Consider the following 18,587-nt stretch of genomic DNA (forward strand, 5'->3'; position numbering starts at 1 on the left):
CCGTTCCCGCCCGGTCTGCCCGAACAGCTCCACGGACGTTAGAAAGCAGTGGTATCGCACCCGTCGCCGTCAGGTGAATTACCAGTAACCAGGTCCACCGGCGGGCCGCGCCCGATTTTTTGTTCCGCCGCACCCTGAAGCCACCGGGAAGACTCCCGGGCAAGATCGGCGACGTCATCCGGCAGCAACGCCGGGACACCGCGACGAAAGAATCCATGACCCATGGGGTGCATGGATCAGCTTCGTCGTGCAGATCTGCCGGGGCACCAGAAGCGGAACGCACCGGCACGGAGGGTCTCGGCGTGGGAAAAGGGGAGTCGCCGGCGGCAGGATTCCGGACGAGAAAGGCACCGACGGGCCACCCACCAACGGGCCACCGCCGGCAGCGCGCGACCGGGCGGCCGCCGGTGCGTCACGTGGCTGACGGTGGGCCTGACGGAGGGTGGGTGTAGGCTCCGCGCTCGTGCTGCTCAGCCCGCATGAACAGGAACGCCTGCTCATCCACGTGGCCGCCGGTCTGGCCCGGGAGCGCCGAGCACGGGGCCTGCGCCTCAACTATCCCGAAGCCACGGCTCTGATCACCTCCTACCTGCTGGAAGGCGCGCGAGACGGCCGAACCGTCGCTGATCTCATGGCCGCCGGTCGCACGGTTCTGAGCCGCGAGGACGTGATGGACGGCGTCCCGGAGATGCTGGCCGAGGTGCAGGTCGAGGCGACCTTCCCGGACGGCACGAAGCTGGTCACCGTCCACGAGCCGATTCCGTGATTCCCGGCGAGGTGGTCACCGCCGCCGGGGCGGTCCCGCTGAACCCGGGGCGGCCGGTCCGCACCCTGGTGGTGCGCAACACCGGTGACCGGCCCGTCCAGGTCGGGTCGCACTACCACTTCGCGGCGGCGAACCCGGCTCTCGACTTCGACCGGGAGGCCGCCTGGGGGCACCGGCTGGCTGTCCCCGCGGGTACCGCGGTGCGATTCGAGCCGGGTGCCGAGCGCGAGGTCGAGCTGGTGGCGCTGGCCGGGGCCCGGGTGGTGCCCGGCCTGCGCCCGGAGTGGGCGGGCCCGCTCGACCGGCCGGGCGCAGACAGCGGTGACACGAGGACGGAGCGCCCGTGAGCGAGCTGACCCGCTCCCGTTACGCCACGTTGTACGGCCCGACCGTCGGCGACCGGGTGCGCCTGGCCGACACCGACCTGTTCATCGAGGTGACCGAGGATCTCAGCCGCGGCCCTGGCCACGCGGCGACCGGTGACGAGGCGGTGTTCGGCGGCGGCAAGGTCATCCGCGAGTCGATGGGCCAGGCCCGCGCCACCCGGGCCCAGGGCGCACCCGACGTGGTGATCACCGGTGTGATCGTCCTGGACCACTGGGGTGTGGTGAAGGCGGATGTCGGCATCCGCGACGGCCGCATCGCCGCCCTCGGCAAGGCCGGCAACCCCGACATCATGGACGGCGTCCACCCGGATCTGGTGATCGGGCCGAGTACCGAGATCATCGCCGGGAACGGGAAGATCCTCACTGCCGGCGCGATCGACACCCACGTGCACTTCATCTGCCCGCAGCAGGTCCCCGAGGCGCTCGGCGTGGGCATCACCACCCTCATCGGCGGCGGTACCGGGCCGGCGGAGGGCACGAAGGCGACCACGGTGACCGCGTCACCGTGGAACCTGGCGCGGATGATGTCGTCGATGGACGGCTGGCCGGTCAACGTCGTCCTGCTCGGCAAGGGCAACACGGTCAGCGACGAGGCGATGTGGGAGCAGCTGCGGGCTGGCGCCGCCGGCTTCAAGCTGCACGAGGACTGGGGCACCACCCCGGCGGCCATCGACGCCTGCCTGCGCGTCGCGGACGCGGCCGGCGTCCAGGTGGCGCTGCACTCGGACACCCTCAACGAGGCCGGGTTCGTCGAGGACACGCTCGCCGCCATCGCCGGCCGGGCCATCCACGCCTACCACACCGAGGGGGCCGGCGGCGGGCACGCGCCGGACATCATCACCGTCGCCTCGCACCCCAACATCCTGCCCTCGTCGACGAACCCGACCCGCCCGCACACGGTCAACACCCTCGACGAGCACCTCGACATGCTGATGGTCTGCCACCATCTGAACCCGGCGGTGCCCGAGGACCTCGCGTTCGCCGAGAGCCGGATCCGGCCGTCCACGATCGCCGCCGAGGACGTCCTGCACGACCTGGGGGCGATCTCGATGATCGGATCGGACTCGCAGGCGATGGGGCGGATCGGTGAGGTCGTCACCCGCACCTGGCAGACGGCCCACGTGATGAAGCGCCGCCGCGGGTCGCTGCCCGGTGACGGCGCCGCCGACAACCACCGGGCCCGGCGCTACGTCGCGAAGTACACGATCTGCCCGGCGGTCGCGCACGGCCTGGATGCCGAGATCGGCTCGGTCCAGGCGGGCAAGCTCGCCGACCTGGTGCTCTACGACCCGGCGTTCTTCGGGGTGCGGCCGTCGCTGGTCATCAAGGGCGGGTTCATCACCTGGGCGGCGATGGGCGACGCGAACGCGTCGATCCCGACCCCGCAGCCGGTGCTGCCCCGGCCCATGTTCGGCGCGGCGCCCGGGCCGGCGGCGGCGGGTTCGCTGATGTTCGTCGCCCCGGCGGCGCTGGAGGACGGCCTCGACGCCCGGCTCGGCCTGGCGACGCCGATGGTCGCCACCGCCGACGTGCGGCGGCGCGGCAAGGCCGACCTGCCGGAGAACACCGCGACACCGGACATCCAGGTCGAGCCGGACACCTTCACCGTCCGCGTCGACGGCGAGGTGATCGAGCCGGAGCCGGCCACCGAGCTCCCGATGGCGCAGCGGTACTTCCTGTTCTGAGCTCCTCGCGGCCGGATGGCTCGTCCCACCGCTGGCGCGCCGGGTGGGACCAGACGCTGCCGGTAGTGGTCCCGCTCCGGCGTGTCGCTGTCCGGACGCCCCTTCTGTCAGAAATCATGGGCATTCGTCATGGCCCGGCTCACGAGAGGCGCTCCGATGGACCCGACCATGCCCCGAAAAGCCCGGGCCCGGGCCACCGTCCCGGCCGTCGCTCCGACGACCTACGACGAGTTCCGCCAGCCGGTCGACCGGCTCTGCGACGGGATTCCCATGCTGGTCGACCTCGACCACGGCGGCGAGACGTTGGAGCGCCGGTTCCTGGACTTCGCGGCCGGCGCTGTCTACGCCCTCTCCGGGCACGTCGAACGGATCGCCCCGCACGCCTATCTGCTGGTGCCTGCCGGGGTGGAGCTGCCCGCGGAGGACATCCACCACCTGCGCGAGCGCTACCTGGCCCGCCGCCAGCTGCCCGCCCCCGGCATCAGCGTGCGGCGTTCTTGATGAACTGCCTGCGGTAGGACGACTCGTCCCCGCCGAAGAACGACCCGCGCACGTGCCGGCGCACCGCGGTGTCATCGGTCGCCCGCGCGGCCGAGTGCCACAGGTAACCGTCGTGCAGCAGGAGGTCCCCACGCTCGGCGTAGAGGACGATCTCACCGGGCACGCGCTCGAACCCCAGGGGCATCTCGAACGGCGGCGCCGTGTCGGTGTACCCGCCGGCGGGACGGGCGTCGTCCGGGACCCGCACCCCGTTGACGTTGCGGTACGGCGCCGGTGTAGCCCACAGGTGGCTACCGGGGACGAGGCGCAGGAAACCGTTCGCCGGGCTGGTGGGGTCGATGTGGACGGTGAACGCCAGCCCGGGCCAGACATCCAGGCTGGGCATCCCCTGCCAGTCGGTGTGCCAGCCGATGCGGGTGTAGCCCGATTCGCGGCCTGGCCGGGCGTCCTGGTAGACGACGCCGGTCTTGTCCTCGCCGCTGAGCCAGGCCCGGTCGCCGATGAGGCGGCGCACCACCGCGATCACTGCCGGGTGGCCGGTCGTCTCCGGCACGGCGGGCGCGAGCTCCTCGATGTGCTCGACGTAGTTGACGAAACCGCCGGCCTTCGCGGGGTCGTCGAGGTACTGGGCGTCGAGGTACTGGGTCGAGCCGTAGCGGGCCGGAAGTTCGCCTCCGAGGACCCCTGCCTGGGCGGCCGCGCACTCCCGCTCCAGCCGGCTGACCAGGTCCTCCCCGAGCAGGTCGCGGAGGACCACGAAGCCGTACCGCCGGTAGAAGGCCTCGATCTCGTCGAGGTCCAGGGCCACGTCGGCGTCGGGGCCGGGGCCGGGGCCGGGGCCGGGCCGGAACACCCCCGGTTCGGCGAACGGTGTGACGACGGACAATGCCATCTCTGCCTCCAGCAGCACCTCGGCGCCCGGTCTCATGGCGCCCCGCACAGCCTAGAAAAGCAGTGTTACACCGGGCCACATGACGCAGCGCTCCCCGTCCGCTGTCCGCGGCGGTGCCCAGAGCAACGAGGCCACCGGTCACGGCTGCTCAGTGCCCCCGGGGGCGGGGCCCGTCCCCCGGGGGGTGCGGGCGATGGGAAAGGATGGGGGGGTGACTACTCCGACGGCTGAAGCCGCCGGCTTCTCAGGCCGCATGCCCGGCCTGACGGGCCAGCCCGGCCCGGAGGATGTTGACGGCCGCGTTCACGTCCGCGTGCGCGGTATGCCCGCACGCCGTGCAGGCGAACACGGCCTGGGTTCTGCGGTTGCCGGCGTGGCAGTGCCCGCAGACAGCGCAGGTGCGGGAGGTGTGGGCGGGGTTCACCTCGACGACGACCCGTCCGGCGCTTTCAGCCTTGGCGTGCAACACGGCGAGGAACACCCCCCATCCCGCATCGAGAACGCTCCTGTTCAGCCCGGACTTGGCCCCCTGCCCGTTGGGCAGGAACACCCCCGACGCGGACGGGTCGGGTCTCGGGGCGGCCCGGCGGGTCATGTTCCCCACCCGCAGGGCCTCCACCGCGATCAGGTCGTGCTCACGGACCAGCCGCAGGGCGGTCTTGTGGGCCAGGTCGAGTCGCCGCCGGCGCACCGTGCGGTGCAGCGCGGCGACCTTCGCCACCACCTTCCGCCGCCGCCCCGACCCGCGTTTCTTCCGGGGCAGTTCCTGCTGGGCGCGGGTGAGCCGGCGGGCCGCCGTCGCGAGGTAGCGGGGGTTGCCGATGTGCCGGCCGTCGGAGAGGGGCGCCAGCGACGCCACCCCCAGATCCACCCCCACCACCGCCCCGGTGGCCGGCAGCGGCGCGGCGGGTACGTCGTCGCAGGACAGCAGCACGTACCAGCGGCGACCCTCACGTGTGACGGAGATCGTCTTGACCGTGCCGGCCACGGGCCGGTGCTGGTTGACCTTGACGTGGCCGACGCCCTGGAACCGGACCCGGGTCTGGGTCGGGTGGTCGGGCTGGGAGTTCCAGCGGCAGCCGTCGCCGTCCTTCGGCCAGGTCACCGTGTGGAACCAGCCCGCGCCCCTGAACCGGGGATAACCCGGCTTCTGGCCGGCTTTGACCCTGCGGAAGAACCCGGCGAACGCCTTGTCAAGACGGCGCAGCGTCGCCTGCTGGGACGAGAACGACCAGCGGCCCTGCTCCGGGTCGGCCGCACGGATCTCGGTGAGCTGGGCGGACTGGTCACCGTAACGGACCGTCGTCCGGCTCGGGTGACGGTAGGCACCGCGGCGTTCCTGCAGGGCCGCGTTGTACAACGCCCGGTGATCGCCGACCATCGCCGTCAACGCGGCGGCCTGCCTGGCGGTCGGGCGAAGCTGGAACCTGAACGTCCGCCTCACCGGCGCCGCCGTTCGGCACGCAGCCCGGCGGCGAGGAGCGCGGGCGTGGCAGCGCTGATCGAGACGCCGGTCTCGGCTGTGTGCTCCTCGATCTGCCGCTTCAACCCCGCAGAGACCCGCAGGTTCAGCGACTCACCGGGCGCTCCTCTGGACACAACAACCATGCTATCCGAACAAATGTGCGAACAGGCGCCGGGCTCCCCACACACAACCGGCCCACCGGTCGCGGTCCGTACCGGATTCCCCTGTCGACTGAAGACGACAGTCCCCTCCGGAGGTCATTGATGGACGCGGTACAGAAGCCAGGTCACGTGGAGGCTCGAGCCGCGTTGTTGCTCCTGGCCGACGGCCGACTGCCCGCCGGCGGGCACGCGCACTCCGGTGGGGTGGAGGCGGCGGTGGTCAGTGGTGCCATCACCGGGCTGGACAGTCTGGCCGAGTTCCTGCGCGGCCGGCTGGCGACCGCGGGGCTGCTCGCCGCGGCCTTCGCGTCCGCCGTCTGCCGGGCGGTGCGCTCGACCGCCGCGGACGCCGACCCGGCGACCGGCCTGCCGGATGTCCTCGCGATGTTCGACGAGGAGGTCGACGCCCGCACGCCGTCCCCGGCCCAGCGGGACGCGAGCCGGGCGCAGGGCCGGGCGCTGATGCGGGTGGCACGGGTGGCCTGGCCGGTGCCGCCCTCGGCGCCGGCCGCGCCGCACCACTGCGTGGCACTCGGCCTGGTGGCCGCCGCCGCCGGGCTCGAGCCGCGCGACGGAGCTCTCGCGGCCGCGCACGCCTCGGTCAACGGTCCCGCGGCCGCCGCCGTCCGGCTGCTCGGTCTCGACCCGCTCGCGGTCACCGGTGTGCTGGCCGAGATCGCGGCCGCGGTGGACCGCACCGCCGCCATGGCGGACGCGGCGGCGCTCGGTCCCGCCGCCGACCTTCCCGCCGGCAGCGCGCCGCACCTGGACCTGCTCTCCGAACGGCACCGCACGGCCCAGGTCCGCATGTTCACCTCCTGACGGGCGGGGTCACCTCCCCCGCCTGCTGGCGGCCTGACGGCCTGGGCATCCTCCGGGACCGTGGTGACGGGATCACGGTGCGGCCGTCGACCCACCCGGCAGGCCGGCAGGAGGCGGACATGTCGGTGCTCGGAGTTACGCTCACCGCGGCGGGCGGAGATGGGAGCGATCAGTGCACATTGATCACGATCGGGTCCACCTGGGCGGTGGCCCTGCGCGCAACGGCGCCCTGGCCGGCGGTGGCGGTGGCGGTGGCGGTGCGATGGCATCGGGCGGAGGCGGCCCGGCGGGGGCTCCCCGCTGGCAGAGCCCTCCGGGCCGGCCGGCCGCGGAGGCTCCGACCGGCCGCGCGCTGCGCGTCGGCGTCGGCGGTCCGGTCGGCAGCGGCAAGACCGCCCTGGTCGCCGCGCTGTGCCGCGCCCTGGCCGGGCGGATCCGGCTCGCCGTCGTGACGAACGACATCTACACGACCGAGGATGYCGACTTCCTGCGCGCCGCCGGGGTCCTCGACCCGGCCCGGATCCGTGCCGTCGAGACGGGATGCTGCCCGCACACCGCGATCCGGGACGACATCACCGCCAACCTCGACGCCGTCGAGGACCTTGAGGCCGAGCTGGGGCGGCTCGACCTCATCCTGGTCGAGAGCGGCGGCGACAACCTCACGGCGACCTTCAGCTACGGCCTGATCGACCGGCAGATCTTCGTCATCGACGTGGCGGGCGGTGACAAGGTCCCCCGCAAGGGCGGGCCCGGCGTCGCCAGCAGCGATCTGCTGGTCGTCAACAAGACCGACCTCGCGCCGATGGTCGGCGCCGACCTGGGTGTGATGGCGCGGGACGCCGCCGCCATGCGGGGCGGCCAGGCGGGGCGGCCGGTGCTGTTCACCGACCTGCGCTCCGAGGGCGGCGCGGCCGCGGTGGCCAACTGGGTCCTCGCCCAGCTGCCCGCACCGGTCAGTCCGGTCTGACCGGCAGCCGCTCCGCGATGGTTCCGGGCTCTCCCCCGCACGCCCATGACGTCAGCGCCCGGCCATCCGGCAGCTCCGCACGACCGACAGACACGGCGCCACCCACAGCGCCATCCGCGGGACCGGCGTCGGCGCGTGCCTCGGTGCGGGCACGGGCGGGGCTGCGGGTCGGGCTGGACGGTGGCGGCACCGCGCGGGTCACCGAGCTCCGCTCGGCCACCCCGGTCCTGATCAGGCGCACCGGCGGGTCCGGGAACGTCGTGGAGGTCCACCTCGTCGGCGGCGCGGGCGGCCCGCTCGCCGGGGATGACCTGGGCCTCGACATCGCTGTGGGCGCGGGCGCCGTCCTCGTGGTCGGCTCGGTCGCGGCGACCGTGGCGCTGCCCGGGCGGGGCACCGGGCCGTCCACCTTCACCGTGCGGGCCGAGGTCGGAGCGGGCGGCGAGCTGGCCTTCCTGCCGGAGCCCACGATCGTCGCCCGCGGTGCCCGGCACCGCCTGATCTCACGGATCACGCTCGCGGCGGGTGCACGGCTGCGTTACCGCGAGGAGATCCTGCTGGGCCGCTTCGGCGAGCCGGGCGGCAGCCTGACGACCTCCCTCCACGTCGACGTGGAGGCCTCGGCCGGCGTGGACGCCTCGGCCGACGCGACCGGAGCCGGCAGCGGGAACACCGGTGCCGGCTCGGGGCGGCGGCGGGCGTTGCTGCGCCAGGAACTCCGGCTGGGCCCGGAAGTCCCCGGCGTGCACGGCCCAGCGGTGCTCGCCGGTGCCCGCGCGGTCGGGTCAGTCCTCCTCGCCGGTCCGCTGACCGGCCTCGATGCGCTCGCCAGCCCGGTAGGGGACGGTGTCGCCCTCATGCCGCTGCGCGGGCCGGGCGTCCTCGTGTCCGCGCTGGCGGACGATGGCCTCACCCTGCGCCGACGGCTCGACGCCCTGGCCGGAGCGTTGTCCTTCGACCACTGAACGCCGGCCCTCGGGAGCCGCGTAGGTCCGGCCCTTCCAGGCCGCGCCGCGGCCGGCCCGGTGCCGGCGGGCGGAGTCCATCGTCATGGCCAGGTAGAGCGCGGCGGTGAACGGCAGCGTCAGCGCGACCCCGACCGGCTGGCCGTAGTACCGCAGCATCGGTATGAAGGTACTGATCATGATTGACCAGGCGAGAAGACCCGCGGCGGCCACCGCGACGTTGCCGGTGCCGACACCGGCGACGGTCACCACCACGGGCGCCACAAAGACCACACCGAGGCCGAGCACGGTGCCGGCCAGGAGCAGCGGCGACCAGAACAACTGCGCGTAGGCGGTCCGCGCGACCATGTCCCACAGGTCCGCCAGGCGTGGGTACGGCCGGCAGCTGGCGACGTGATCGGCGAGACCAAGCCAGGTCCGGCCGCCGGACTTCTTGACGATCCGGGCCAGCGCCACGTCGTCGATCACCGCGGCGCGGATCGCGTCGATCCCCCCGGCCGAGGCCAGCACCTGCCGGCGCACGAGCGAGCACCCACCGGCAGCAGCCGCCACCCGGGACCGCGGATTGTTCGACCACCGGAACGGATAGAGCATCGCGAAGAAGTAGACGAAGGCCGGCACGATGAGACGCTCCCAGCTGGTGCTGACCCGCAGCCGGGCCATCTGGGAGACCAGATCCAGCCGGTGCTCGGTGGCGGAGGAGACCAGCGCGCGCACCGAGCCCGGCTCGTGCGCGATGTCGGCATCGGTCAGCAGCAGGAAGTCCACCGGACCCGCCGCGGCGATGCCGTGGCGCAGCGCCCAGAGCTTGCCGGTCCAGCCGGCGGGCGGCGCGCTGGAGCCGATGACCGTCAACGGCACGGCCTGCCCCGGCCGGGCCGTCGCGGCCTGGGCGGCCAGCTTCCGGGCCAGGTCGCCTGTCCCGTCGGCACTGGAGTCGTCCACCAGGACGACGCTCAGTGCGCCGGGGTAGTCCTGGGTGAGCAGCGAGGGCAGCGTCACCGGCAGCACCTCGGCCTCGTCCCGCGCGGGGACCACCGCGACGACGGAAGGCCACTGTGCCGGCGGCCGCGACCCGTCGACGCGGGGCAGCCGCTGGTCCGTCCGCCAGAAGAAACCTCGGAACAGCGCCAGAAAGATCCACGACGCGAGCGAGATCAGCCCGATCACCAGCAGTGGGAGCACGCCAGGGAGGATGCCACAGGCCCACCCCCCGCGGGCCGCGAAAGACGATCGTGACCTGCCCGTCCAGGCTGGTACCCACCTGCCCCGACCAGCCCCTGGACGCCTGTTCGCCGCCCTGCCACTCCCCCGGCCCTCCCGGCGCCCGGCAGGCCTCGTCCCCGCCCGAGGCGGGCTGCGGGAGCCCAACGTCACACCCGTTCGGCGGTGATTTTCGCTCAGCAATCTCGCCAAGCAGGGCCCTCTATGACTAAAATTTAGTTGTAACAACCAACCAAAGGCCTTCGACCGAGGGAGGCTTCCCACGTCGACCCCGACGACGCCGTCCGATCCGACCGGCGGCCACGCATCCGGCAGCACCGCCCGCACCCCGTCCTCGTCGCAGACCCCGTCGGCGTCACGCGCCCCGACGTCACGCACGCCGACGTCCGAGGAGCAGCGTCAGCGCCTCGCCAGCCCCGCCGGCCTGACCCGGCGGGAGACCGGACTGGCGCTCACCGGCCTGCTGCTCGCCCTGTTCGTCTCGATGATCTCCTCCACGGTGGTCACGAACGCACTACCGAGGATCATTTCTGATCTGCACGGCAGCTCCACCAGCTACACCTGGATGGTCACCGCGACGCTGCTCGCGATGACCGCGACCACCCCGATCTGGGGCAAGCTCGCGGACCTGTTCAACCGCAAGGTGCTGGTCCAGACCGCCCTCGGGATCTATGTCGTCGGCTCCGCACTCGCCGGCCTCGCGACGTCCACGGGCATGCTCATCGCCTTCCGCGTGGTGCAGGGCATCGGCGTCGGCGGACTGTCCGCGCTGGTCCAGATCGCGATGGCCGCGATGATCGCGCCCCGCGAGCGCGGACGCTACAACGGCTACCTCGGCGCGACGTTCGCCGTCGCCACGGTCAGCGGCCCACTGATCGGCGGCGTGATCGTCGACATCCCCGGGCTGGGCTGGCGTGCCTGCTTCTACCTCGGCCTGCCGATCGCCCTGGTCGCCTTCGTGGTGCTCCAGCGCACCCTGCGGCTGCCGGTCGTGCGCCGTGAGGTCTCCATCGACTACCTCGGCGCGACCCTGATCGCCGCCGGTGTGAGCTGCGTGCTCATCTGGACGTCCCTGGCAGGCGACAGCTTCGGCTGGATGTCGGCGGAGTCCGCGATCCTGCTCGGGAGCGGGCTGGCCGTGCTCGGCATCGCGGTCGCCGTCGAGGCGCGGGCCCGTGAGCCGATCGTGCCGCTCCGACTGTTCCGCAACCGCACCATTGTTCTGACGATCATCGCCAGCGCCTGCGTCGGCACCGTCATGTTCAGCACGAACCTGCTGTTCAGCCAGTACTACCAGCTGGGACGGGGCGAGAGCCCGACACTGTCCGGAGTGCTCACGATCCCGATGGTGACCGGTCTGGCGATCGCCTCGATGACCTCGGGGCGGATCATCTCCCGGACCGGCCGGTGGAAGCACATCCTGATTCTGGGCACGATTCTGATCGGCACCGGGCTGGGTCTGCTCAGCACGGTCACCGACCGCACCAGCCTGGTCGCCGTGTCGCTGTTCGCCTGCGTGCTGGGCGCCGGGCTGGGGACCACCCAGCAGAACCTGGTCCTCGCCGCCCAGAACTCGGCCTCCGCCGATGATCTGGGTGCGGCCAGCTCCACCGTCGCGTTCTTCCGCAGCCTCGGCGGCTCGGCCGGTGTCGCCGCCCTCGGTGCGCTGCTCGCCCACCGCGTGAGCGGGGCGACAGTCTCCGGGCTGAGCGCCGGTGGGCTGCCGGCCGACACTCTCGGGGACGGACGCTCCGTACCCGATCCGTCAACGCTGCCCGGCCCGGTGGCCGAGGTCGTGCACCACGCCTACGGGATGGGGGTGGCCGATGTCTTCCTCACCAGTGTGCCGCTCGCCCTGTTCGCGCTCCTCGCGATCCTGTTCGTTCCGGAGATCCCGCTGAAGACGGCGGCGGGGGTCACGACCTCCGAACGTGTAATGACGAAGCAGCCGGCCCCCGCCCGGACCAGGGACGATCTCGACGAGAACGTGGAACTGACCGSCTGGCGGACGACCGCCGGTGCGTCAGCCGAACCTGCACCATAATCAAGGGGTGACACGCAGCCGTCGGCCCGAACAGACGGCCGATACCCGTCAGGTACTGCTGGCCGCGGCACGGCGCAGGTTCGCCGAACAGGGCTATGCCGCCACCGGCACCGAAGAGATCGTCGCGGACGCGCGGGTCACCCGAGGAGCGCTGTACCACCACTTCCGGGACAAGGCGGACCTGTTCCGGACGGTGATGGAACAGGTCGCGATGGAGGTTGCCGAGAAGCTCGTCGCGGGTGAGCTGGCCCGCGGTGCCGAGCTGCCGAGCGACGCCTGGACGCAGCTGCGCACCGGCTTCCAGTCGCTGCTCGACATCTCCACCACCGACAGCGACTTCCAGCGCATCGTGCTCATCGACGGCCCGGCGGTGCTCGGCAACGACGCCTGGGAGCAGCTGGTCGAGCAGCACGGCTACCGGCTTCTCTCGGAATGGCTGGAGCGGGCCGTCGCCGAAGGACGCATCGACCCGCTGCCGGTCACTCCGCTGACCCGGCTCGTCGCCGCGCTGCTGTCCCAGGCCAGCCTCTACACCGCACGCGCGGCGGATCCCGACCGGGCCCGCACCGAGGTCGGCATCGTGCTGGACCGTCTGCTGCGAGGCCTCGGCCGCCGTGGCGGCGACCTGGCCGACCAGCCGGCGGTCAGCGCCGGCGCACCCCACCCCTCCGCCGACATCTGACCGGCCCGCCAGGCCGGTCAGCACACCCACCAACCACCCCGTCCACCACCTTCACCGACCGACCGACCGATCGGCTGACCGACCGACGACGCACGACGCATGGCATGACAGGCCGGGCTCTGTCCGCTCCGTCAGGCGAACGCTCCGGCGACGCCTGAACGGCGGCGGGCAGAGCCCCCGGACGTCTTCCCGCCCAACACCAAACGCCGCCTTCGACCCCCCAGGGGGTCGAAGGCGGCGTCGGTGTTAGTTCTGGTGCTGGTGCTGGCTCAGGGAGCTCAGGCGCCCATCCGGCCGGCCCGGATCGACTCCTTCAGCGAGCCCATGGTGGCCAGTACGGCGGAGGTCTCGTAACCGCAGTGCGCCATGCAGTTGGCGCAACGCGGGTCCTTGCCCCGGCCGTAGGCGTCCCAGTCCGTCGTCTCGACGAGCTCCTTGTAGGACGTCACATAGCCGTCCGACATCAGGTAGCAGGGCTTCTGCCAGCCGAACAGCGAGTAGCTGGGGATGCCCCACGCCGTGCAGGACAGTTCCTTCTTGCCCTCGAGGAAGTCCAGGAAGATCGGCGAGTGGTTCAGGCGCCACCGCTTGCGCCGGCCGTCGCCGAAGACCTTGGCGAACATCTGCCGGGTCTCCTCGACCGCCAGGAAGTGCTCCTGGTCCGGAGCCTTCTCGTAGGCGTAGCCCGGCGAGAGCTGGATCTGGTCGACCTTGAGGTCGTCGTTCAGGAAGTTGATGATGTCGATGACGTCCTGCGGACTGTCGTTGTTGAAGAAGGTCGAGTTGCTGCCGACCTGGAAGCCGGCCGCCTTCGCGGCCCGGAAGGCCTCGATGCACTCGTCGAAGGTGCCGGGCTTCTCGACGATGGCGTCGTGGCGCTCCTTCAGGCCGTCGATGTGCAGCACGAAGGTGAAGTAGGGCGAAGGAGTGAAGTTCTTCAGCTTCTTACGGAGCAGGAGCCCGTTGGTGCAGAGGATGACGAACTTCTTGCGCTTCACGAGTGCGTTGACGATCTCGTGGATCTGCGGGTGCATCAGCGGTTCGCCACCAGCGATGGCGACCACCGGGGCACCRCACTCCTCGACAGCGGCAAGTGCGTCTTCGACGCTCATGYGCTGCTTCAGGACGGAGGCCGGGTGCTGGATCTTGYCGCAGCCCGTGCAGGACAGGTTGCAGGCGAACAGCGGTTCGAGTTCCAGAACGAGTGGGAAGTGCTTCCGGCGGAGCAGCTTCTGCTTCGCCAGATACGTTCCAACGCGGAGTGAGTACCGCCAGGCGACAGCCACGGCTCACGCCCCCCTTTCATCGGCCGCTTCACGGGGCGACCAGGTCTATGGGATGACCATACAGCCTGTACGTACAGGCTGCATGTCGATCAGAGAATGAGTCCTGGCACACATCGCGGTCAAAAGCTGCCGCAGCCAGGCGGGACCACTGTGTCAATGCTGTGGAGGCCCGACGGGCCTGTCTCCGGAGAACCCGGGACGGCGAGCACGTTACCGCCGGTAGCCATGATCGGTCGTTCTGAATCACGTTCGTCACCCTGCGCGATTCAGGGCCGGGCGGGTGCTGAACGGCCAACCGGGCGGCTGACATATTCGCGACAGTGGCCCGGTCCGGCGCCTTTTCCACGAACGGGCGGGGAACACGTCGGCGGCCCGGGCTCTGCTTCGAGCCCGGGCCGCCGACGGCGCGACTCACCGGTGCCACAGGTGGCAGGTGCAGGGGACGCGCGGGACGAGAACGCCCGCGCGCCGCCTCACTTCCGTTCTGACAACGGCCGGCGGACTTCCTTCGGCAGGTGGAAGGAGATGGACTCCGTCCCCACCGAACGGACCGCCACCGACGCCGAGCCGAGCCCCGACAGCGCCGCGGTGAGTTCCTCGACGAGCAGGGGCGGGGCCGACGCGCCCGCGGAGATACCGATCGTCCGCGCGTCCCGGAGCCACTCGAGCTGGACGTCGCTGACGCTCTCCACGAGGTAGGCCGCGGCCCCCTCGCGTTCGCTGACCTCCACCAGCCGGCGCGAGTTCGAGCTGTTCTCCGAGCCGACGACGAGGACGAGATCAGCCTCGGCCGCGACCCGGCGCACCGCGTTCTGCCGGTTGGAGGTGGCGTAGCAGATGTCGGCCGAGCCCGGGCCGACGACGGCCGGGAAGCGGTCGCGCAGCGCGTCCACCACCTCTTCCGCCTCGTCCACGGCCAGCGTCGTCTGCATGAGGTAGGTGATCCGGTCGGGGTCGCTGACCGCGAGGTCCTTGACCGCCTCGGGCGACTCGACCAGCTGGATCTGGCCGGGGGCCTCGCCGAGGGTGCCCTCGACCTCCTCGTGGCCGGAGTGGCCGATGAGCAGCACCGTGTCACCCCGCGCGGTGAAGCGCCGGGCCTCCGCGTGCACCTTCTCCACCAGCGGGCAGGTCGCGTCGATGACGTCCAGCCCGCGGCCGCCGGCCTGGTCCCAGACCGAGGGGGCCACGCCGTGCGCGGAGAAGACCACGGTCGCACCGGGCGGGACCTCGTCCAGTTCCTCGACGAAGACCGCGCCGCGGCTCGCCAGATCGGCGACGACGTGGGTGTTGTGCACGATCTGCTTGCGCACGTAGACCGGCGCGCCGTGGATCTCCAGCGCGCGCTCCACCACCTCGATGGCCCGCTCGACCCCGGCGCAGAACGCGCGGGGCTCGGCGAGCAGCAGCCGGCGATTGCTCACCGTCTCCACCCAGGTACGGAGAGCCGGACCGAGCGTGCTGATCGTGCGCAGGCTGGTGACGCCGCGCCGCAGCAGATCCAGCCGCCCGAGCGGCTCCTCGGAGGTGTCCACGATGACCCGGACGGCGGCCAGTGGCCGGTTGCCCGCCCCGGGCGCGAGTGCGGCGGACTCCATGTCCACCGCGATGGCGCCGGTGGCGGCCAGTTCGGCCCGGGCGGCGCCGACCGCGACCTTGGCGACCGAGACCATCGGGCCGACGTGCACCCGCAGGCCGGCCCGCCGCAGCTCACCGGCGAGCAACGGGGCGGTCGGGCAGGTGGTGACCACCGTGCCGTCGGCCAGCCGCAGCTCACTGGCGACGACGATGTCGCCGGGTCGGGTCTCGGGCGACAGCCCGCCCGCGAGGCCGACGATCGCCAGCGCGTCCGGCCGCGCCTCCCGCACCGCCCGGTTCGCCCGGTGGGCCCGGTCGGGGCCCATCCCGGTGCGCACGAACACGGTGCCGGGCGGCAGGTCCGCGCGGCCGATCGCGAAGGCCTCGAGACGCAGCGCCGCCGCGACCACGAGCCGCGGGGTGCGAGGCGCCGGCTGGACCGACGAGCCCCTGGTGCCGGTCAGACCGGCCAGACCGGTCATCGCGGCCGGCAGGGCGCCGGCGTCCGCCGCCTGGACCGTGACCGCACCCGGTCGGGTGRCACCGCCGGCCCAGCGGGCCAGCGCCAACGGCGAGGCGGTGCCGGCGCGCGACGGCCCACCGGCCGGCGGGACTGCGCCGGCCTGCTCGGGGATCGAGGCGCGCGGGCCCGTGCCGACGGCGGCTGTACCCGCCGCCGGACCGGTGGCCGTCGCACCGTCACGCGGTACCGAGGAGGGCGGGCCACCGTGCTCGGTGGCTCCTCCGTTGTCTGCTGCCGGGATGCTCATCGGACCGACCTGCCGGTGAGGCTCGCATACCGACCGAGGGCCGTCACCGGGAAGACCAGCCGGTACAGGTGGTAGTTGATGGAGAAGTCCCAGGGGAAGCCGGTTCCGGTGAACTGGGGCTCGTCCCAGGTGCCGTCCGGCCGCTGCGTGTCACACAGCCACCGCACGCCGCGTTCGATCGACTCCCACTCGATGCTCCCCCGCTCCGGTTCGGCGGCCAGCAGCGCCAGCAGCGCCCAGGCCGTCTGCGAGGCGGTCGGCTCACCGCGGCCGATCCAGGCGTCGTCGCGGTAGGAGCGCAGGTCCTCGCCCCAGCCGCCGTCCGCCGTCTGGTGCTCGACCAGCCAGTGCATCGCGGAGAGGATCGCCGGATGCCGGGCGCTGACCCCCGCGGAGATCAGGGCGGGCACCACCGCGCCCGTCCCGTACACGTGGTTGACACCCCAGCGGCCGAACCACGAACCGCCAGCCTCCTGGTTGTCCAGCAGCCACCGGACCGCCCGCTGGGTGATCGGGTGATCCGACCGGCCGAGCAGCGCGAGCATCTCGACCATGTGTGCGGTGACGTCCGCCGACGGCGGGTCGACGACCTCACCGAAATCGCAGAACGGAATCTTCGTCACCAGGGTGCGGACGTTGTCGGCGTCGAAGGCGCCCCACGCACCACTGGACGAGCGCATGCCGACCGACCAGTCGACGCCCCGCTCGGCGGCGGCGCGCAGCTGGCGCGCGAGCCCCGGGTCCGCCGCGGCGATCGTGCCCGCGCCGGCGGCCGACGACACGGCTGCCGCCGCCGCTGCCACCGCCGAGCCGGGGCCGGAGCCGTCGGAGTGGTCCACCGGGCCGTGCCCGTCCCCGAGCAGGCGGTGGATGGCGATGACCACCTCGGCGGTGTCGTCGACGTCCGGGTAGAAGTCGTTGTCAAACTCGAACGCCCAGCCGCCCGGCGCCAGGGTGGGGCGACGCACCGCCCAGTCACCGGCGACCCGCACCTCCTCGTCGGCGAGCCACTGGCCGGCCCGGACCATCGCCGGGTGATCGCCGCCCAGGCCCGCGTCCGACAGCGCGACGACCGCGAGCGCGGTGTCCCACACCGGCGACTGGCAGGCCTCGATCCGGCGCACCATCCCGTCCGGTGTCTGCTCCCGGATCGTGAACCGGTCGAGGGCGCGGAACGCCTGCGAGATCACCGGATGGTTGAGCGGGTAGCCCATGAGGTGCAGAGCCATGATCGAGTAGACCATCGGCGGCTGGATGCCGCCCCAGCAGCCGTCCGCCTCCTGCCGGGCGATCACCCACTCGGCTGCGCGGCGCAGCGCGAGCCGGCGCAGCGGCTGGAACGGGCGCTTCTCGTAGCGGTGCAGCACCGTGTCGAGCCGCTCGAACGCACCGGCCCAGCTGCGCAGCGGGGACTTCTGCGGCTTCGGCGCGGGAACCCGCAGCTCGTCCAGGGTGAAGCCGAACGAGCGGACCGGCCGCAGCGAGCCGACGATCGTCAGCGCCACCACGGTCTGGCGGGCCCAGCAGGCGAAGTCGTAGATGTTCAGCGGGAACCACGGCGGCAGGAACGACAGCTCCGCGGGCAGGACCGGGACGTCCTCCCAGGGCCACTCGCCGAACAGCGCCAGCCAGATCCGGGTGAAGACCCGGGCGGCGGCGATCCCGCCCGCGGACCGCACCCACTGGGCGGCGGACCGCATGTGCGGGGCCTGCGGATCGTCACCGGCGAGCCGGAGCGCGACGTAGGCCTCGATGGTCGTCGAGATGTCGGACGGGCCGCCGTAGAACGTCGCCCAGCCGCCGTCGGACTGCTGCTGGGAGCGGATCCACCGGCCGGTCTCCGCCGCCGTCTCCGGCGAGAGGATGCCGAGGAACTGCCGGAGCATGAGATCCTCGGCGTCCATCGTGACGTTGGTCTCCAGCTCCCCCTTCCACCAGCCGTCCTCGGCCTGCAGGGCGAGCAGGTGGTCACGCCCACGCCACAGGGTTTCGACCACCGGGTCGGCGTGGGTCACAGCCGGCTGTGCCACCGGTGCGGGCGGCGCAGGGATCGCGGTCGCCGTGGCGGACGCCGGGTGCGCGTGCGGGTGTGGCTGTGCGTGCGGGTGTGGCTGTGCGTGCGGGTGTGGCTGTGCGTGCGGGTGTGGCTGTGCGTGCGGGTGTGGCTGTGGCTGCGGTACACCGGTCAGCACCGCGGCGCCGGCCTCGAACGCTGTGGTGCCCTCGACCGGTGCCGCCCCCGACGGGGCCGGAACCTGCGGGCTCGGATGCGCGGCCGTCGGGGCAGCCGAGGACTGGTCCGAAGTCAGGCTCATCGACGACTCCCCTCGTCATACAGATGCAGGTTCAGGTCGTGCTGATGACCGCCGGGAGGCCGGCGGGCGGGTACTGCC

The 18,587-nt window shown here is 72.4% G+C and carries 15 protein-coding genes and 1 pseudogene; 9 read left to right on the top strand and 7 right to left on the bottom strand.

Annotated elements, in window-relative coordinates:
* Positions 1-463: 463 nt before the first annotated feature.
* The 4 genes from CC117_RS24395 to CC117_RS24410 all read left to right on the top strand — a co-directional run bounded on the left by CC117_RS24395 (position 464) and on the right by CC117_RS24410 (position 3,338).
* Positions 464-766, top strand: coding sequence for an urease subunit gamma (locus tag CC117_RS24395; protein ID WP_026311474.1), 303 nt, complete (start codon positions 464-466; stop codon positions 764-766).
* On the top strand, positions 763-1,113 hold the full coding sequence (locus tag CC117_RS24400; RefSeq protein ID WP_071088047.1) for an urease subunit beta: 351 nt from the start codon (positions 763-765) through the stop codon (positions 1,111-1,113). Before CC117_RS24395 ends, CC117_RS24400 begins: the two co-directional genes overlap by 4 nt.
* Positions 1,110-2,837 (top strand): urease subunit alpha, encoded by a 1,728-nt coding sequence (locus tag CC117_RS24405; RefSeq protein ID WP_071088049.1) that lies wholly within the window; start codon positions 1,110-1,112, stop codon positions 2,835-2,837. The genes CC117_RS24400 and CC117_RS24405 overlap by 4 nt, the downstream gene beginning before the upstream one ends.
* Before the next feature lie 168 nt (positions 2,838-3,005).
* Positions 3,006-3,338 carry a cell division protein SepF gene (locus CC117_RS24410; protein WP_241830379.1) on the top strand — a complete coding sequence of 111 codons (333 nt, stop codon included), beginning with the start codon at positions 3,006-3,008 and terminating at the stop codon, positions 3,336-3,338.
* Here CC117_RS24410 and CC117_RS24415 read toward each other — a convergent pair.
* The 3 genes from CC117_RS24415 to CC117_RS37555 all read right to left on the bottom strand — a co-directional run bounded on the left by CC117_RS24415 (position 3,319) and on the right by CC117_RS37555 (position 5,838).
* A complete protein-coding gene (locus tag CC117_RS24415) occupies positions 3,319-4,230 on the bottom strand; it encodes a phytanoyl-CoA dioxygenase family protein (protein ID WP_198541967.1) in 912 nt (303 codons plus the stop codon). The two genes, CC117_RS24410 and CC117_RS24415, sit on opposite strands and share 20 nt — an antisense overlap.
* A 244-nt stretch (positions 4,231-4,474) precedes the next feature.
* Positions 4,475-5,674: an RNA-guided endonuclease InsQ/TnpB family protein gene (locus CC117_RS24420; protein ID WP_071088053.1), complete on the bottom strand. Its 1,200-nt coding sequence runs from the start codon at positions 5,672-5,674 to the stop codon at positions 4,475-4,477.
* Entirely contained in the window at positions 5,671-5,838 is a 168-nt protein-coding gene (locus tag CC117_RS37555; RefSeq protein WP_198541968.1) for a hypothetical protein, read from the bottom strand. Before CC117_RS37555 ends, CC117_RS24420 begins: the two co-directional genes overlap by 4 nt.
* A gap of 120 nt (positions 5,839-5,958) precedes the next feature.
* Here CC117_RS37555 and CC117_RS24425 point away from each other — a divergent pair, with 120 nt between their 5' ends.
* From CC117_RS24425 to CC117_RS39295, 3 genes and pseudogenes are all read left to right on the top strand, one after another.
* On the top strand, positions 5,959-6,678 hold the full coding sequence (locus CC117_RS24425; RefSeq protein ID WP_071088055.1) for an urease accessory protein UreF: 720 nt from the start codon (positions 5,959-5,961) through the stop codon (positions 6,676-6,678).
* 172 nt (positions 6,679-6,850) lie between these two features.
* On the top strand, positions 6,851-7,645 hold the full coding sequence (gene ureG / locus CC117_RS24430) for an urease accessory protein UreG (protein ID WP_071088057.1): 795 nt from the start codon (positions 6,851-6,853) through the stop codon (positions 7,643-7,645).
* A 17-nt stretch (positions 7,646-7,662) separates the two neighbouring features.
* Positions 7,663-8,436 (top strand): annotated as a pseudogene (locus CC117_RS39295) (urease accessory protein UreD); the annotation flags it as partial.
* On the opposite strand, the gene CC117_RS24435 reads toward CC117_RS39295, so the two are convergent.
* Complete coding sequence (locus CC117_RS24435) at positions 8,431-9,795, bottom strand: glycosyltransferase (RefSeq protein ID WP_071088059.1); 1,365 nt, start codon at positions 9,793-9,795, stop codon at positions 8,431-8,433. The pseudogene CC117_RS39295 and the gene CC117_RS24435 overlap by 6 nt on opposite strands.
* A 484-nt stretch (positions 9,796-10,279) precedes the next feature.
* On the opposite strand from CC117_RS24435, the gene CC117_RS24440 reads away from it, so the two are divergent.
* Both CC117_RS24440 and CC117_RS24445 read left to right on the top strand, forming a co-directional pair.
* On the top strand, positions 10,280-11,878 hold the full coding sequence (locus tag CC117_RS24440) for an MDR family MFS transporter (protein ID WP_256385407.1): 1,599 nt from the start codon (positions 10,280-10,282) through the stop codon (positions 11,876-11,878).
* A 7-nt stretch (positions 11,879-11,885) separates the two neighbouring features.
* Entirely contained in the window at positions 11,886-12,560 is a 675-nt protein-coding gene (locus CC117_RS24445; RefSeq protein WP_071088063.1) for a TetR/AcrR family transcriptional regulator, read from the top strand.
* A 278-nt stretch (positions 12,561-12,838) separates the two neighbouring features.
* On the opposite strand, the gene hpnH is transcribed toward CC117_RS24445, so the two are convergent.
* From hpnH to CC117_RS24460, 3 genes are all read right to left on the bottom strand, one after another.
* Positions 12,839-13,846 (bottom strand): adenosyl-hopene transferase HpnH, encoded by a 1,008-nt coding sequence (gene hpnH / locus CC117_RS24450; protein WP_071088065.1) that lies wholly within the window; start codon positions 13,844-13,846, stop codon positions 12,839-12,841.
* A 473-nt stretch (positions 13,847-14,319) separates the two neighbouring features.
* Positions 14,320-16,194 carry a 4-hydroxy-3-methylbut-2-enyl diphosphate reductase gene (gene ispH / locus CC117_RS24455; RefSeq protein WP_071088067.1) on the bottom strand — a complete coding sequence of 625 codons (1,875 nt, stop codon included), beginning with the start codon at positions 16,192-16,194 and terminating at the stop codon, positions 14,320-14,322.
* On the bottom strand, positions 16,191-18,509 hold the full coding sequence (locus CC117_RS24460) for a terpene cyclase/mutase family protein (RefSeq protein WP_071088069.1): 2,319 nt from the start codon (positions 18,507-18,509) through the stop codon (positions 16,191-16,193). The genes ispH and CC117_RS24460 overlap by 4 nt, the downstream gene beginning before the upstream one ends.
* Between the last annotated feature and the right edge of the window lie 78 nt (positions 18,510-18,587).

Origin of the sequence: Parafrankia colletiae (genome assembly GCF_001854655.1) — a bacterium.
Classification (GTDB): domain Bacteria; phylum Actinomycetota; class Actinomycetes; order Frankiales; family Frankiaceae; genus Parafrankia; species Parafrankia colletiae.

What these genes read in the sequence shown, in the direction of transcription:
- CC117_RS24415 (WP_198541967.1), bottom strand. Translation starts at nt 4,230, where the DNA reads ATGGCATTGTCCGTCGTCACACCGTTCGCCGAACCGGGGGTGTTCCGG.
- CC117_RS24410 (WP_241830379.1), top strand. Translation starts at nt 3,006, where the DNA reads ATGCCCCGAAAAGCCCGGGCCCGGGCCACCGTCCCGGCCGTCGCTCCG.
- CC117_RS37555 (WP_198541968.1), bottom strand. Translation starts at nt 5,838, where the DNA reads ATGGTTGTTGTGTCCAGAGGAGCGCCCGGTGAGTCGCTGAACCTGCGG.
- CC117_RS24425 (WP_071088055.1), top strand. Translation starts at nt 5,959, where the DNA reads ATGGACGCGGTACAGAAGCCAGGTCACGTGGAGGCTCGAGCCGCGTTG.
- CC117_RS24460 (WP_071088069.1), bottom strand. Translation starts at nt 18,509, where the DNA reads ATGAGCCTGACTTCGGACCAGTCCTCGGCTGCCCCGACGGCCGCGCAT.